We start from the raw sequence: 13122 nt of genomic DNA on the forward strand, positions 1-13122 counted from the left end.
GGATCCTCGAAGGGTTTGCTCTTGACTTGAACAAAACATGAGGTTCTACGGTCATCTCATGAGCATGGAGACCACAGCCTGGATGCAGCTGCACAGTGTCATGAACGCGCAGCGGGACAGCCGCCCCTTCGCCCGGGCCACCCTGCGCCGCATCGGCGCCTTCGCCCGACCTCACCGCCGTCGCATCGTCCAGTTCGTGCTGCTCAGCATCGTGGGCGCGCTGCTCGCCGTGACGACGCCGATCCTCGCCGGACGCGTAGTCAACGCGATCGTGCAGGGGTCCGACCCGGGCGTGGTGGTCCGGCTCGCGCTGCTGATCGCCCTGATCGCGCTCGGTGAGGCTGCGCTCGGCCTGCTGAACCGCTGGTTGTCGGCGTCGCTCGGGGAGGGGCTGATCCTGGACCTGCGGACCTCCGTCTTCGACCATGTCCAGCGCATGCCGGTCGCGTTCTTCACCCGCACCCGCACCGGCGCGCTCGTCAGCCGCCTGAACAACGACGTGATCGGCGCACAGCGCGCCTTCAGCAACACCCTCTCCGGGGTCGTCGGCAATATCGTGACGCTGCTGCTCACACTCGCCGTGATGCTGACCCTGTCCTGGCAGATCACCCTGCTTGCTCTCGTCCTGCTGCCGGTGTTCGTCGTGCCCGCGCGCCGCATGGGCACCCGCATGGCGAAGCTCCAGCGTGAGGCCGCCGACCTCAACGCCGCCATGGGGACGCGGATGACCGAGCGCTTCTCGGCGCCTGGCGCCACGCTCGTGAAGCTGTTCGGGCGGCCCGACGAGGAGTCGCTGGAGTTCGAGGCCCGGGCCCGCCGGGTCCGGGACATCGGCGTCCGCACAGCGATGGCGCAGTCGGCCTTCATCACCGCGCTCACGCTGGTCTCCGCGCTGGCCCTCGCCCTGGTGTACGGCCTCGGCGGCTGGTTCGCCCTGCACGGTTCCCTCGAACCGGGCGCCGTCGTTTCCCTCGCCCTGCTCCTCACCCGCCTGTACGCGCCACTGACCTCGCTCGCCGGCGCCCGCGTCGAGATCATGAGCGCCCTCGTCTCCTTCGAGCGGGTCTTCGAGGTCCTGGATCTCAAGCCGCTGATCGAGGAGAAGCCCGATGCCCGGCCCGTGCCGAACGGACCCGTCTCCGTCGAGTTCGACGACGTCCGCTTCGGCTACCCGTCCGCCGACAAGGTCTCCCTCGCCTCCCTCGAAGAGGTCGCCGCACTCGACACGCGCGGCGGCGCCGAGGTCCTGCACGGCATCTCGTTCCGCGCCGACCCCGGCCAGACCGTCGCCCTCGTCGGCTCGTCCGGCGCCGGCAAGTCGACCATCGCACAGCTGCTGCCACGGCTGTACGACGCCGACGAGGGTGTCGTCCGCATAGGCGGCGTCGACGTACGCGACGTGACGGCCGAATCCCTGCGGGCCACCCTCGGCATGGTCACCCAGGACGGGCACCTCTTCCACGACACCGTGCGCGCCAACCTGCTCCTCGCGCGCCCCGAGGCGACCGAGGGCGACCTGTGGGACGTCCTGCGGCGCTCCCGCCTCAACGACCTCGTGCGCAGCCTGCCGGACGGGCTCGACACCGTGGTCGGCGAGCGCGGATACCGGCTCTCCGGAGGCGAGCGCCAGCGCATGACCATCGCCCGCCTGCTGCTGGCCCGGCAGCGCGTGGTCATCCTCGACGAGGCCACCGCACACCTCGACAACACCTCCGAGGCCGCCGTGCAGGAGGCGCTCGCCGAGGCGCTGGAGGGCCGCACCGCCGTCGTGATCGCCCACCGGCTGTCCACGATCCGCGCCGCCGACCAGATCCTCGTCATCGAGGACGGCCGCATCGCCGAACGCGGCACCCACGACGAACTGCTCGCCCTGGACGGAAGGTACGCGGAGCTGTACCGCACCCAGTTCACCAGGCCGGCTCATGGGCAGGGCGTGACAGAGGCCGCCGAGGAGGCGTTGGCGTAGGAAAGATTCGGAACCACTCGGGCGCGTGCTCGTCCAGGTCCAGCATCGTGGCCAGGGTGAACAGGCGCGCGGGGCGCGACTCCGCGCCCCGCGCACGGCCATCGCACCCTCGAACCTCGCCGCCCTGGGCGCTACAGGCCAGGGCGGCGGGCGCGGCAGCAAGCAGGCGGGTCCGACATGTGCGGGCACGGGGTATGGCAATGAGTCAGCGAGTACGTGCCGGGGCGAAGGGGATTCCCGAAGCCATGCCGCGGCGGCCGACCATGAGGGACTCGCCGAGGAAGCTCACGCCGATGGAGAGCTGGAGGGGGCGTGCGTGCTCATGCATGCCCATCTTCACCGCCAGGACACCGAAGCCGGCCGTGACCGCCAGGGTGCCGATCACGGCGAGGAAGGTGCGACCCGTGTACCGCTGCCACAGGACGCCTCCCTTGTCGACGAGTTGAACGGTGGCGCCGCGGAGTGCGCCGAGTGCCGCGCCGAGGACGGCGCCCGTGATGACCCAGGTGAGGTCGGTGCCGGTCAGATCCGTCATCTTGACGAGGGACAGGACGCCGATCCCGGTCAGGATCGCCGGGGCCGCGAAGAGGTCCCTTGCATTGACCGGTTCACCGATCATCCGTTTGATCACGACCGCGATCACGACCACCGCGATGATCGCGGCGAGTAGCCAGGGGTTCACGCAGATACCACCCATCTTTATGGCACGACTGAGCTAAAACGATGTTAGCCCAGTCGTGCTATAACAGCAACGTGCCAAAGATCGTCGATCCCGTGGCCCGCCGCAGGGCGGTGGCGCAGGCCGTCCTGTCCGTCGTCGCCCGGCAGGGGCTGGAGCATGCGTCGCTGCGCAACGTCGCCGATGAAGCGGGACTCGCCATCGGCTCGGTCCGCCACTACTTCGCCGACCACGACGAGTTGATGACCTTCACGATGAGGGAGCTGAGCCAGCGCATCAGCGACCGCATCCGCACGCACGCCGAGCGGCTCATGGCACCCGACGGCCGCACCGACCGCCGGGCCGCAACAGAAGAGCTCCTGGCCGAGTTCCTACCCCTGGACGACGCCCGCCGCCAGGAGGCCGCACTCTGGCTCGCCTTCACCGCCGCAGCACACACCCGCCCCGAACTGCGGCCCTGCGCAGCCGAGATGCAGGCCGACCTGCACACCCTGATGTCGCGCGTGCTGCACGAAGCTCGGAGCGCCGGCGGGCTGCCGGCCGGCATGGACGTCGAACTGGAAAGCACGCGACTGGCCGCCCTCCTCGACGGACTCACTCTCCAGGCGACGCTGCTACCGGACCGCTATCCGCCGAAGCTGCTCCGGCAGGTACTGCGGCGGCACCTGGACGCACTCAAAGCCGACATCTGACCTCCGGCCAACCTCGTCGAGGCCCTCGCAGGGGCTCCGGCATCGCCCCCATGGTGGCCGCGCGCACAGCAGACGAATGGTGTCCCACCACATGTGCCACTGACCTGCGTGTTTCTACGGTGTGGCGACACGAAATCGTCCCCGTTCCCGCTCGGAGTGGTGTTCATGACCGCCTCGGCAACGGCTCCACCCGCCCCCGGCTCCCTCAAGCGCATCGTCGCCGCGAGCCTCATCGGCACCACCATCGAGTGGTACGACAACTCATCCGATCAGAGCTAGGACCTGCGACTTTGCGCCGGAGCGAAGCACACCCCCAAGCGCCTGGATACAGGGTCACCCCACCGTTCACCTGCGATGATCGTGGTCCCGACGGTCCTGGCGATTCCAGCGGCTCCGGCGTTGCCTACTGTATCGGCGGTCCCAGCGGTCTTGTTGATCGCGGTAGTCCCGGTAGTCCCGGTAATCGGGATCGCCACCATGGCCCCGGCGCCCGGAACCACCGCGGCCGAAATGGGCGAGGCCAAAGATCAACACGCCCGCAGCCACCCACCACATGGGGTTGAGGAAGCCGAAGCCGATCAGAGCCACCACGAAGATGAGAAGCAGAACGAACATGTCGGGCCTCCCGGAGCGGAACAGGTCATCGCTGCCGGGGTCTGGGGCCTCACCGAACAGCGTAGCCGCTGCCCAAGGGCTGCGGATAGCGCCCCCTGTCGACTCGTACTGCCGAGCGTAGACCCCTACTTGACACCAGCTGGGGGACGAGTCCATACGCGAACAGCTGGAGGCGGCCTACTGGGGGGCAGATCGGGGCCCGAGCCAGTACGGCCTGCTCCGACGACCGCGCCCCGGTCGAGAGGGCGATCGCCTTGGAGTGAGTGGTTCCCCTGCGCATTCGGCGTCCCTGCGCTGGAGGTCTCTCGTTGGTCGATCAGGTCGTCGCGACCCTCGCCGGCCGCGGCCGTCTCCTGGCACGTTCGGGTTGATCTTGCGCAGCCTCCCCGCCGCCCAGTGGAGAGCCCCCAGGACTACGGGGAACAAACCGGCCTCTGTGCGCCACGAGCTCCTCGGAGCGGAACAGCTCGTCGCTGCCGCAGGTTCGGGACTCTCCGACCAGCGTAGTCCTGCCCGTACGCCGCTGACAGCCGTGCGTGGGACAGCCCTGCCCGTCGCCAGATGCCCCTGACGCCTGTTCAGGGAGTGCGTCGACGACTAGCTTGTGTGGTGCGGCCCGGGCCCCCGGCAGCGTCGAGAAGTCACCGCGCTCCCTCGGGGCGCACCTTGCGCATCGATGCCGGAGCCCGCCTCGTCACGAGCGTGGCCGTTCCGCAGTCGCCTTCGCCATGCGATCCCGGCGCCGCCTCGATGCGCCCCATGTGGGCACCTTTTCCGCTGCCCGCCACGTCGCACGTGTCCGACAACTGGCGGTACGCATGTACGCGCTGATCGTTCCGGCTGCAGTCCCCTTCGTCCTGCTCGGCACCGTGATGGGCCTGTCCTGGTGGGAGGACCATGTCCTGCCACCGCCCAAGGAGCCGGCGGAAGCCCCTGCCGATGCTCCGTCGACACCAGCGGCCCCAACCGCCGTAGCACAACTCCCCAGCAGCTCCGGCAGGTTGACAGGGGTCGCCGACCGGAGTTGACTGATACCGACGGCGTAGGGCTGTGGTGCTCCGGAATCTCCGGGCAAAGCCTTCACCTTCGCTTCGCCCAGCCCCCGCGGAACGCAGGACATGTCTTTGTGACCGCGTGGAGGCACAGCCATGCTGCTCTGGGTTCTTCTCCTTCTGCTGATCCTGATTGTGTTCGGGTTCGGCTTCACCATGCAGATTCTCTGGTACGTCGCGTTGGTGCTGCTGGTCGTCTGGATCGCCGGGTTCGCCATGCGCGGCCGCCGTGGTGGTCGCAGTCGCGGCGGGCGTCGATACGGCCGAAGCCGCGCGTAGCCCGTACCAGGCCCTATCCCACGTGCGGTAATGGCGAGTTGCACGGCAATCCCGCGCGGGAGCCCCACCCAAGCCTCACCCAGTGGACGAACAGAGGGCAGCCATGAGCTTTGAACAGAAGATCAGGAACAAGGCACAGGAACTCAAGGGCCGGATCACGGAAAGCATCGGCCGAGCCGCCCGCAACAGGCGGCTGAAGAGGCAAGGGAAGACCGACCGAGTCGCCGGGAACCTGAAGCAGTCCGGCGGCAAGGCCAAGGACGCGTTCAGGCGCTGACCGCGACCGCCCCGGGTGGTGCCCACGTCGCGTGGGCACCACCCGGCAGGCACCGATGCGGAGCACGAGCCGAGAGGGTTGATGGGAATGCAGCAGAGCGACTTACGACACGAGAGCCAGGCGGCCACCGAGGCCGACGCGCTGCTGGCAAAAGACCGAGGCTTCCCCGACGGCGAACAGTTCGAGGAGCAGACAGCCGCGATCCCGGTGCACCACGCCGACCGTGTCGAGGGCTACCGCAGGATGCACACGGCGGTGCGTGGCCAGGGCGGCACGGAAGAGGCGCGGGAGGCCATGGTCGAGGCCCGCGGCCTCTTCGACACACTGATCACCGAAGAGTCGGCCGACTCGGGCCGACACCGCCAGCAATCCCCCGACGACCATCGACACACGCCGTGGACTCGCAGCCGCCACCACGCATAGGGAAGTGGCACGCGATGACGTACGACCCCGAATGCGCACAGCAGCGCATGTCTCCTGCCACCGCCCCGGCCGGGCCTCCACCGAAGGTGCTCCTCACACCAGCGGCCTGGGCCAATGCGTCGCCGACAGAACTCCCCCGTCCTACTGGCCCGTTGACAGGAGACGTTGCCCGGCGTTGACTGACGACGACGGCGCAGGGCTATGACGCTTCGGATACTCCGGGCGAAGTCCTCCTCCTTCCGCTTCGCCGGGACCCCGCGGAACACAAGAAAATCTTCCGCGAGCTGGAGGCCTGGCCATGCTTCTCTGGATTCTTCTTCTCTTGCTGACTCTGTTCGGGCTCGGCTTCCCGATCCTGATCCTTTGGTACGTCGCGGTCGTACTCGTGGCCGTCTGGATCCTCCGCTTCGCCGTCCGCGGCGGTGGCCGGTCCGCCCACAGCCACAGGTAGCCCGGGCCAGTCACCGTCCCGCCCGCGGAACCAGGCGCCCTGCCCCTTCTTCGAATGGGGCATCGCGCTGTACGACCTGGAAACCGGCGTCGTTATCGCTGGCCGGAAGCCGCTGCGTGACCTCTTCGCCGATCTGGCGGGGCTTCTCTCTAAGGCCGGCCGACAACTCGTCAAGGACTACGTCCTCTTCCCGCTCCTCGCAGGCCCCTCTGCGCTTCCGTGCCTGCTGGGCAACCTCACAGCACCGGCCCACTGTCACGGCAGTACGGCTCGACCTGGGGGCGCATCCTGCGCTACGCACTGCCCGTCCACTGACCTGGATCTCTCGGCCCCTTATGTTGTAGAGGGTCTGGGCGAGATGACGGGGGCGCCCGGTCTGCTCATGCCGACCGTCTACGGCCGGTGGAGTGCGTCCCCAAGTACCGTGCGGCGCAACGGATATGTACACGCGTTGCCGCCGCCTGGACAGTGTCCAGTCCCTGAGAATGAGGGCTTTCGGTCGTCCATCGGACCGGACTGAGGACTATGCTGCTGTGTGGACGTCCCAGACCCCGGCGGCATGTTGTTGCTCAACACAGATGGCTGCGGGGAGCGGATCTTTCGTCCGGTCACCCGGCGCATCCCCCTGGAGGGAACTGGGTGGGTCCCCTGTCCTGGTACACAGGCTGCTGGATCGGTCATTCGCCTGCCTCCGCCGAAAGTACGCCCCCTGCCGGGAGCGCGTTACGGGGCGCCGGAAGTCCGGCACCGCCGCATCCGTTGCCCGGTTGGCCTCCTGAACCGAGGCGCCATGCCCATTCCGCAGCTGAACGTCTACCGGCACGACAGAGAGAGCCGAGCGCTGATCACCCTGGCCGGTGAGATCGACCTCGACACGGCCCCGCTGGTGCTCGAATCGCTGGAGGGGTGCCTGCGCGACGGCATCCGCACCATCGACATCGACCTCATCACTGTCACCTTCTGCGACTGCAGCGGCCTCAACGCCTTCCTACACGCGTCACAACAGACCACCGCAGCCGGCGGGTCCCTCCAACTGCACCACCCGCCGGCGCTGGTGGCTCGGCTCGTCGAACTCACCGGCTCCGGCTCCCTGCTCCTCGGCCTCCCGTTCGGACGCCTGCCCGCTCCTCTCCAGGGCGGACCGGTCCCGACCGCCCCAGCCGCGCCGCGTCGGCTTGCTCCCGTCGTGCCTGCCGTCTCGAGCGGTGTGCTGTGATGGCCTGGTCCCGGCAGGGGCAGCCGCGGGACCCTGATGGTCCCGATTCGTCTGCCATGGACGCGGTGCGGCTGCGTCGAGTGAACCGCTGGCAGGCCGAGGAGCTGTGTGAGAATCTGGCGGATCTTTACCTGGAGTCCTCGGACCCGTCGCCGAGTGAGGGACACCGCAGCCGCAGCCGGGAAGAGTTCCTGCACCGCCTCAGTGGCGACATCCGGAGGCCGGGGTTCGCCATGGCGATCGCGGAGTCAACTGCCTTGGTGGGATGTGCTTTCGGATTCCCCGTGAGGAGCGACAGCTTCTGGTGGCTCGGGTTCGACGGGGCACTCCCGCCCGGCATCGAGCAGCTCACCGAGTCCGACAATGCCTTCGCGGTCAACAAGATCTTGGTCGCTTCGCACGAGCAGGACGATGACATCGCCCGCCGACTGCAGCAGCGGCTGCTGACCGACCACCATGCGTCGCTCGGTGTCACCCTGGTCGATGAGGCCGACCATCCGTCCCTCGCTGCCTTCCAGTCCTGGGGATGGCAGGACATCGGGGAGGTCTGGAAGCCGCCCGGCCCCACCATGTTCCGTGCGCTGGTTCTTCCCTTCGGGGAGCGAACGACCATGAGACTGAACAAGCTTGCCCGCCATGCCTGGACTCGGTGGCCGGGGTGATGCCTCAAAGCCGGACGGCCCGGATCCGGGTGCTGGTCGCCGAGCAGGCAGCCCGACGGGGCTCCCGGGTCGGCATGGTGGATGTGTGCACCGCCGCGGTGGCAGCCCTGTCGGTCGGCGGGGCCGGGGTGTCCGCGATGTCCCGGACCGCGGCCAGCCATCCGTTGTGCAGCACCGACGACATCAGCCAGCAGTTGGAAGAGCTGCAACTCACCCTGGGTGACGGGCCGTGCGTGGACGCCTTCACGCAGGGCGCGGCCGTCTTGACGCCGGATCTGCGAACCGGTGAACTGCGCCACCGCTGGCCCGTGTTCGCCGATGCAGCCCAAGAAGCCGGAGCGCGCGCGGTCTTCGCCTTCCCCCTGCAATTGGGAGCGATCAGTCCTGGAGTTCTGGACCTGTACTCCCGAGTGCCGGTCCAGTTGGACGCGGAGAAACTGGCCGACGCGTTGACCTTCGCCGATATCGCGACTCTGGTCCTGCTCGATACGCAGATCGACGAGACAGGCGCGACGGCCGGCGGAATGCTGCTGGACGGGCGCTTCGAGGACCTGGGCGCGTACCGGGCCGAGATCGACCAGGCCACCGGCATCCTCACCGTCCAACTCGGCGTCGGCATCGAAGAAGCCTTCGTCCGGCTCCGCGCCTATGCCTATGCCCAAGGGCGCCGACTCGCCGAGGTGGCCGCCGACGTGGTCGCCCGCCGGCTCAGCTTCTCCCCCGACACATATCCGGATCAAGGCGATGACGATGCCTGACACCCCCGCATGGGCCGATGGATGCACTGCGCTGCACTTCCCGCCCCATTCCGGCGGGACTGGTCTCAACAGAAGGTGTCCACAATGAATCAGCAGCTCCTCGCAAAGACCTTCGTCGAACTCGCCGACAACCTGGTCGCCGACTTCGACCTGATCGACTTCCTGCGTCTGCTGACCGACCGGTGCGTCGGCATGCTCGGCGCCAGCGCGGCCGGAGTGCTGCTCGCCAACCGGGACGGCGAACTCCGCGTCATGGCGGCCTCCGACGAACAAGTACGCCTGCTCGAGCTCTTCCAGCTCCAGAACGACGAAGGCCCGTGCCTGGAATGCTTCCGCACCGGCGCACCCGTAACCGTCCCCAACCTTCGTACGGAGGCCGACCGCTGGCCGCGCTTCGTCGCGCAGGCCCACCACAGCGGGTTCGCCTCAGTCCAAGCCCTGCCGATGCGCCTGCGGGACGAGGTCGTCGGCGCCCTCAACCTGTTCCACACCGACCCAGGCCCCTTCGACCCGGTCGGCACACCCGTCGCACAAGCCCTCGCCGACGTCGCCACCATCAGCCTCCTGCAGCAACGATCCACCCACCGCAGCAACGTCCTCAACGAACAGCTGCAGACCGCGCTGAACAGCCGCGTACTGATCGAACAAGCCAAAGGCAAACTCGCAGAACGCCAGGGCATCGACATGGAACAAGCCTTCACCGCACTACGCAGCTACGCCCGTGCACACAACCGCCGCCTGTCCGACCTGGCCTGCGCCTTCATCGACGGAACCGAACCCCTCACCGGCCTGAACACTTGACCACGGTCGCCGGGCCCCACTTCTGGCTTGCTCGCCGTGCATCGGGCTCGACCCGACAGCGGCTCACCTGGAGGGGGCGCCCGTGCTGAAGACGCATCCAACGCCGTCACCTACGGCGCCATCGGTACCGTCCTGGTCCTCCAGTCCTGGCTGGTCGGCGTCGGCCTCGTCGTATTCGGCGGCGCCCTGGCCGGCCGACTGCTGCACGAGGAACTCCCACGCGTGGCACGTGCGCTGAAACGTCGAGAATGAGATACGGACCCGGAGCTGGTACGGGCATCACCCTTGTCAAAGCTCAACGCTGCGTGGTCAGCACCAAGTCAGCACGGGAGGGGTGATCAGGGGTGCTGACGTGGGGTTTCAGGTCAGCACCGAACCAGCACGGGAATCAGCAGCGGGTCACCAAACTGTGGCGTATCGCGCAACTCCGGCAGGCCCCTTCCCTGCGCCAATTCGACCCTGCCCCCAGCCCCCGCACTCCCATCATGGTGGTCGCGCGCACAGCGGGCGGCCGAAGTATGGTGTCCCAGCACATGTGCCACTGACCTGCGCGTTTCTACGGTGTGGCGACACGTAAACGTCCCCGTCCCCGCTCGGAAGTGGTGACCATGGCCGCCTCGGCAACCGCTCCACCCACCCCCAGTTCACTCAAGCGCATCGTCGCCGCGAGCCTGATCGGCACCACCATCGAGTGGTACGACGACTCATCCGCTCAGAGCTAAGACCTGCCGTTTTGCCGCCATTGGCCCTCCGAAGTCAGCACCAAACCAGCACCGAAGAATCTCGTGCTGGGTGGGAGACGAGAAGGAGCCCGGTCTGGTGCCGCATCAGACAACGTTCGCCCTGTTGTCGGCTGGCGGTGTCAGCCCGTGCTGAGTGGCGCGGTTTTCTCGGCCTCGAGCTGATGGTCGGCCCAGACGTAGCTTTCGGGCAGCAAGTCGGTGATGAGGACGGTTCGGATGCGGTCCCCCTCGCCGACGATGACCTTGAGGGCAGGGAAGTAGTCGAGAAGGACCTGACGGCACCGGCCGCACGGGGGAACAACCCCTCGGTCGCGGTCGCCCACGGCGACGATTGTGTCCAGTTCGTAGACGCCCTGGGTGGCTGCCGCGCCGATGAGAACGAGTTCAGCGCAGGGTCCTCCCGTGAAGTGGTAAGCGTTCACCGCGGTGACGATCCGGCCGTCCCGGGCGCGGGCTGCGGCTGCCATGGTGTGGTTGTCACCCCGGCAGCGTGTGCGAGCGACGTGCGCTGCGGCCTGGATGAGTTCGTGGTCGACGGGGTGGGTCTGCGTGGTCATCTTCTCTGCCTTCGTCGGATGTCAGGCGACGTTGGCCCGAGTGACGATTGCGTGCAAGCGAATATCGGCGGTGTGCTTGTTCCGCCAGATGATGTAGCGGCGGATCATGCTGCCCTGCTCCTTGTGGCCGGCATGGTCGGTGCCGTCCAGCGTGAAGTAGCGCAGGGCGGTGAACTGGGCCTCGATGCGGTTCAGCCAGGAGCTGTTGGTCGGGGTGTAGGCGAACTCGACGTTGTTGGCCGCGGCCCAGTCGCCGACCCGGGTGGTTGAAACGACACCTCCTCGCGCAGCAGGATGCGCAGGCCCTCGTGGCTGATGTCGTCGACCACCCCCTCGGCGACCAAGAAGTCGGCCAGCTTGGCCAGGCTCCAGGTCGAAAATGGCAGGCCGTGCTCGGCCGGCCTGGACTTGGCGATCTTCTTGATCTCTCGCCGCTCGGAGGGTGAACGTCCTCGGCCGACCACCTTTGTACTTCGGGTAGAGGGAGTCGAAGCCGTCGGCGTTCAAGTTGTGGATCACGTCCCGGACCCGGGCTTCGTCTGCGGCCACAATGCCGGCCACTCCCCGCCGGGGGCCCCGGGGACGACCTGGGCGACGCCCTTCTGCTACTCGTACGGGGCACGACCGACCGGGCCTCCCAGGAAGACGTTCCGGGGTGAGAGAGGCGTCCTGAGCCTGACTGTGGGTGCGCGCGGTGGCGCTGCGCAGCAGCGCCTCGTTCTGCCGCGTCATTTCCTGCGCAGTGCGCGTACGACCTCGGCCAGCGCGTACAGTACGGCCGCGCGGTGCCGTGACTCGGTGCCGTTCATCGCCGCGAGTCCCACGGCGGCGACGGCGACGGCGACGGCGACGGCGACGGCGACCACGGTTACCGCAAAGGCCAGCCACGTCAGCTCCATGTTCCTCGAACCTCCTCGTTTCCCGCACGCTGCGCTTCAACGGCGGGCAGGATTCAGCCTGGGGACGCGACCGCCGCCTGTCTGCATTCCCCGGACGCCGCCGGACACTTGGGGAGTCGGGGCAGGTCAGCGCCGCTGTCCGGAGTGTCCGGCCGGACGCGGCGGACAAGGTGACGTGTGGGGGCAGGGGAGCATGGACGAGGATCTCACGCACATCAGACATCCCGGCAAGAGGGAGTTCGCGCGCGCCCTGCATGAGGCCGAACAGGCGGCGAGGCTCGTCTCGACCGGGAGTTATTCACGCAAGCGCGTCTTTGCCAGAGTCAAGAAGAAGCACGGCATCGTTCTCTCAGACAGCACTGTGAGTGACTGGTTCCGTTGGGGTAAGGCCCCGGGGGAGTGGCTGAAGACATGGTGCTTTGTGGAGGCCCTTCTCGACTGGAACGAGACGCCGCAGGCCAGAGCACGTCTCACCGACGAGCAACGTCTCAGGGCGGATACACAGCGTAAAGAGGAGCAAGCCCGGTGGGACCTGCTGTACAGACAGGCCAGGCTGCCGGATCCGACCGCGGATCGCTCTACGGGGGATGCCTGGGCGAGGGTCGGGCAGACCGATCCCCTGGAACTCGGCGTTCTCCGGGCCGCCTTCCCCGGAGACGACGACGCTGATGACGAGGTCCGGTAATCCTTACCGCCCTACCTGCTGCGTCCGCACGACCAGATACTGCGAGAGGCGGTGACACGGGCCGCGCTTGGTGGTCGGTCCGTGTTCGCGGTGCTGGTCGGTGATTCGGCCACCGGCAAGACCCGCGCTCTCTATGAAGCCCTGATGGCGGCGACGCCGGACTGGCCGCTGTTACGGCCGAACGACGCCGCCGAGCTGCAGCGATTGTTGGTGAGCGACGAGGTCGCCGCCGGCACGGTTCTGTGGCTCAACGAGACGCAACGCTTCCTCGACGACGATGCGGGCTCCACGGCCGCCGGTCACCTGCAACGGCTGCTCGCCCGTACGCCGGGCATCGTGGCCGTGGGCGCCCTGTGGAAGCGTCCGT

General features: G+C 67.8%; 15 protein-coding genes and 2 pseudogenes. 12 read left to right on the forward strand and 5 right to left on the reverse strand.

Annotated features, from left to right (window positions below; all coding sequences use genetic code 11):
- The first annotated feature begins 64 nt into the window (after positions 1 to 64).
- Positions 65 to 1966, forward strand: coding sequence for an ABC transporter ATP-binding protein (locus tag ACWCXB_RS17040; protein ID WP_450723723.1), 1902 nt, complete (start codon positions 65 to 67; stop codon positions 1964 to 1966).
- A 205-nt stretch (positions 1967 to 2171) separates the two neighbouring features.
- On the opposite strand, the gene ACWCXB_RS17045 is transcribed toward ACWCXB_RS17040, so the two are convergent.
- Positions 2172 to 2648, reverse strand: a complete 477-nt coding sequence (locus tag ACWCXB_RS17045) for a DUF1453 domain-containing protein (protein WP_450723554.1) — start codon at positions 2646 to 2648, stop codon at positions 2172 to 2174.
- Positions 2649 to 2719: 71 nt separating this feature from the next.
- Between ACWCXB_RS17045 and ACWCXB_RS17050 the strand changes: the two genes are divergently transcribed.
- Positions 2720 to 3337, forward strand: a complete 618-nt coding sequence (locus tag ACWCXB_RS17050) for a TetR/AcrR family transcriptional regulator (RefSeq protein WP_450723556.1) — start codon at positions 2720 to 2722, stop codon at positions 3335 to 3337.
- 345 nt (positions 3338 to 3682) lie between these two features.
- Here ACWCXB_RS17050 and ACWCXB_RS17055 read toward each other — a convergent pair whose 3' ends face one another.
- Positions 3683 to 3952: a hypothetical protein gene (locus ACWCXB_RS17055; protein WP_450723558.1), complete on the reverse strand. Its 270-nt coding sequence runs from the start codon at positions 3950 to 3952 to the stop codon at positions 3683 to 3685.
- A 1148-nt stretch (positions 3953 to 5100) separates the two neighbouring features.
- Here ACWCXB_RS17055 and ACWCXB_RS17060 point away from each other — a divergent pair.
- From ACWCXB_RS17060 to ACWCXB_RS17100, 9 genes and pseudogenes are all read left to right on the forward strand, one after another.
- Complete coding sequence (locus tag ACWCXB_RS17060; protein WP_328403548.1) at positions 5101 to 5283, forward strand: hydrophobic protein; 183 nt, start codon at positions 5101 to 5103, stop codon at positions 5281 to 5283.
- Positions 5284 to 5386: 103 nt separating this feature from the next.
- Positions 5387 to 5560: a CsbD family protein gene (locus tag ACWCXB_RS17065; protein ID WP_450723560.1), complete on the forward strand. Its 174-nt coding sequence runs from the start codon at positions 5387 to 5389 to the stop codon at positions 5558 to 5560.
- Positions 5561 to 5647: 87 nt separating this feature from the next.
- Positions 5648 to 5983, forward strand: coding sequence for a hypothetical protein (locus ACWCXB_RS17070; protein WP_450723562.1), 336 nt, complete (start codon positions 5648 to 5650; stop codon positions 5981 to 5983).
- 322 nt (positions 5984 to 6305) lie between these two features.
- Entirely contained in the window at positions 6306 to 6434 is a 129-nt protein-coding gene (locus tag ACWCXB_RS17075; RefSeq protein WP_450723564.1) for a hydrophobic protein, read from the forward strand.
- Positions 6435 to 7224: 790 nt separating this feature from the next.
- Positions 7225 to 7650, forward strand: a complete 426-nt coding sequence (locus tag ACWCXB_RS17080) for an STAS domain-containing protein (protein ID WP_450723566.1) — start codon at positions 7225 to 7227, stop codon at positions 7648 to 7650.
- Positions 7651 to 7706: 56 nt separating this feature from the next.
- The gene (locus ACWCXB_RS17085) at positions 7707 to 8312 is read left to right on the forward strand and encodes a hypothetical protein (RefSeq protein WP_450723568.1); all 606 of its coding nucleotides are present in this window, start codon (positions 7707 to 7709) and stop codon (positions 8310 to 8312) included.
- A 29-nt stretch (positions 8313 to 8341) separates the two neighbouring features.
- Positions 8342 to 9070 (forward strand): GAF and ANTAR domain-containing protein, encoded by a 729-nt coding sequence (locus tag ACWCXB_RS17090; protein WP_450723570.1) that lies wholly within the window; start codon positions 8342 to 8344, stop codon positions 9068 to 9070.
- Between the two features lie 84 nt (positions 9071 to 9154).
- A complete protein-coding gene (locus ACWCXB_RS17095) occupies positions 9155 to 9871 on the forward strand; it encodes a GAF and ANTAR domain-containing protein (RefSeq protein WP_450723572.1) in 717 nt (238 codons plus the stop codon).
- 93 nt (positions 9872 to 9964) lie between these two features.
- A pseudogene (locus ACWCXB_RS17100) lies at positions 9965 to 10123 on the forward strand (ribonuclease BN); the annotation flags it as partial.
- A gap of 610 nt (positions 10124 to 10733) precedes the next feature.
- On the opposite strand, the gene ACWCXB_RS17105 reads toward ACWCXB_RS17100, so the two are convergent.
- From ACWCXB_RS17105 to ACWCXB_RS17115, 3 genes and pseudogenes are all read right to left on the reverse strand, one after another.
- Positions 10734 to 11171 (reverse strand): cytidine deaminase, encoded by a 438-nt coding sequence (locus ACWCXB_RS17105; RefSeq protein ID WP_450723574.1) that lies wholly within the window; start codon positions 11169 to 11171, stop codon positions 10734 to 10736.
- A 21-nt stretch (positions 11172 to 11192) separates the two neighbouring features.
- Positions 11193 to 11732, reverse strand: a pseudogene (locus ACWCXB_RS17110) (helix-turn-helix domain-containing protein).
- A gap of 167 nt (positions 11733 to 11899) precedes the next feature.
- Complete coding sequence (locus tag ACWCXB_RS17115; RefSeq protein WP_450723576.1) at positions 11900 to 12070, reverse strand: hypothetical protein; 171 nt, start codon at positions 12068 to 12070, stop codon at positions 11900 to 11902.
- A gap of 193 nt (positions 12071 to 12263) precedes the next feature.
- On the opposite strand from ACWCXB_RS17115, the gene ACWCXB_RS17120 reads away from it, so the two are divergent.
- Positions 12264 to 12755 carry a hypothetical protein gene (locus ACWCXB_RS17120; protein ID WP_450723578.1) on the forward strand — a complete coding sequence of 164 codons (492 nt, stop codon included), beginning with the start codon at positions 12264 to 12266 and terminating at the stop codon, positions 12753 to 12755.
- Positions 12756 to 13122: the final 367 nt, after the last annotated feature.

Source organism: Streptomyces sp. NPDC001514, from assembly GCF_053597075.1.

Bases quoted from the DNA above. Each gene is read 5' to 3' on its own strand.
- ACWCXB_RS17080 (WP_450723566.1), top strand. From the start codon at position 7,225: ATGCCCATTCCGCAGCTGAACGTCTACCGGCACGACAGAGAGAGCCGA.
- ACWCXB_RS17095 (WP_450723572.1), top strand. From the start codon at position 9,155: ATGAATCAGCAGCTCCTCGCAAAGACCTTCGTCGAACTCGCCGACAAC.
- ACWCXB_RS17060 (WP_328403548.1), top strand. From the start codon at position 5,101: ATGCTGCTCTGGGTTCTTCTCCTTCTGCTGATCCTGATTGTGTTCGGG.
- ACWCXB_RS17105 (WP_450723574.1), bottom strand. From the start codon at position 11,171: ATGACCACGCAGACCCACCCCGTCGACCACGAACTCATCCAGGCCGCA.
- ACWCXB_RS17120 (WP_450723578.1), top strand. From the start codon at position 12,264: ATGGACGAGGATCTCACGCACATCAGACATCCCGGCAAGAGGGAGTTC.
- ACWCXB_RS17040 (WP_450723723.1), top strand. From the start codon at position 65: ATGGAGACCACAGCCTGGATGCAGCTGCACAGTGTCATGAACGCGCAG.
- ACWCXB_RS17070 (WP_450723562.1), top strand. From the start codon at position 5,648: ATGCAGCAGAGCGACTTACGACACGAGAGCCAGGCGGCCACCGAGGCC.
- ACWCXB_RS17115 (WP_450723576.1), bottom strand. From the start codon at position 12,070: ATGGAGCTGACGTGGCTGGCCTTTGCGGTAACCGTGGTCGCCGTCGCC.
- ACWCXB_RS17085 (WP_450723568.1), top strand. From the start codon at position 7,707: ATGGACGCGGTGCGGCTGCGTCGAGTGAACCGCTGGCAGGCCGAGGAG.
- ACWCXB_RS17065 (WP_450723560.1), top strand. From the start codon at position 5,387: ATGAGCTTTGAACAGAAGATCAGGAACAAGGCACAGGAACTCAAGGGC.
- ACWCXB_RS17055 (WP_450723558.1), bottom strand. From the start codon at position 3,952: ATGTTCGTTCTGCTTCTCATCTTCGTGGTGGCTCTGATCGGCTTCGGC.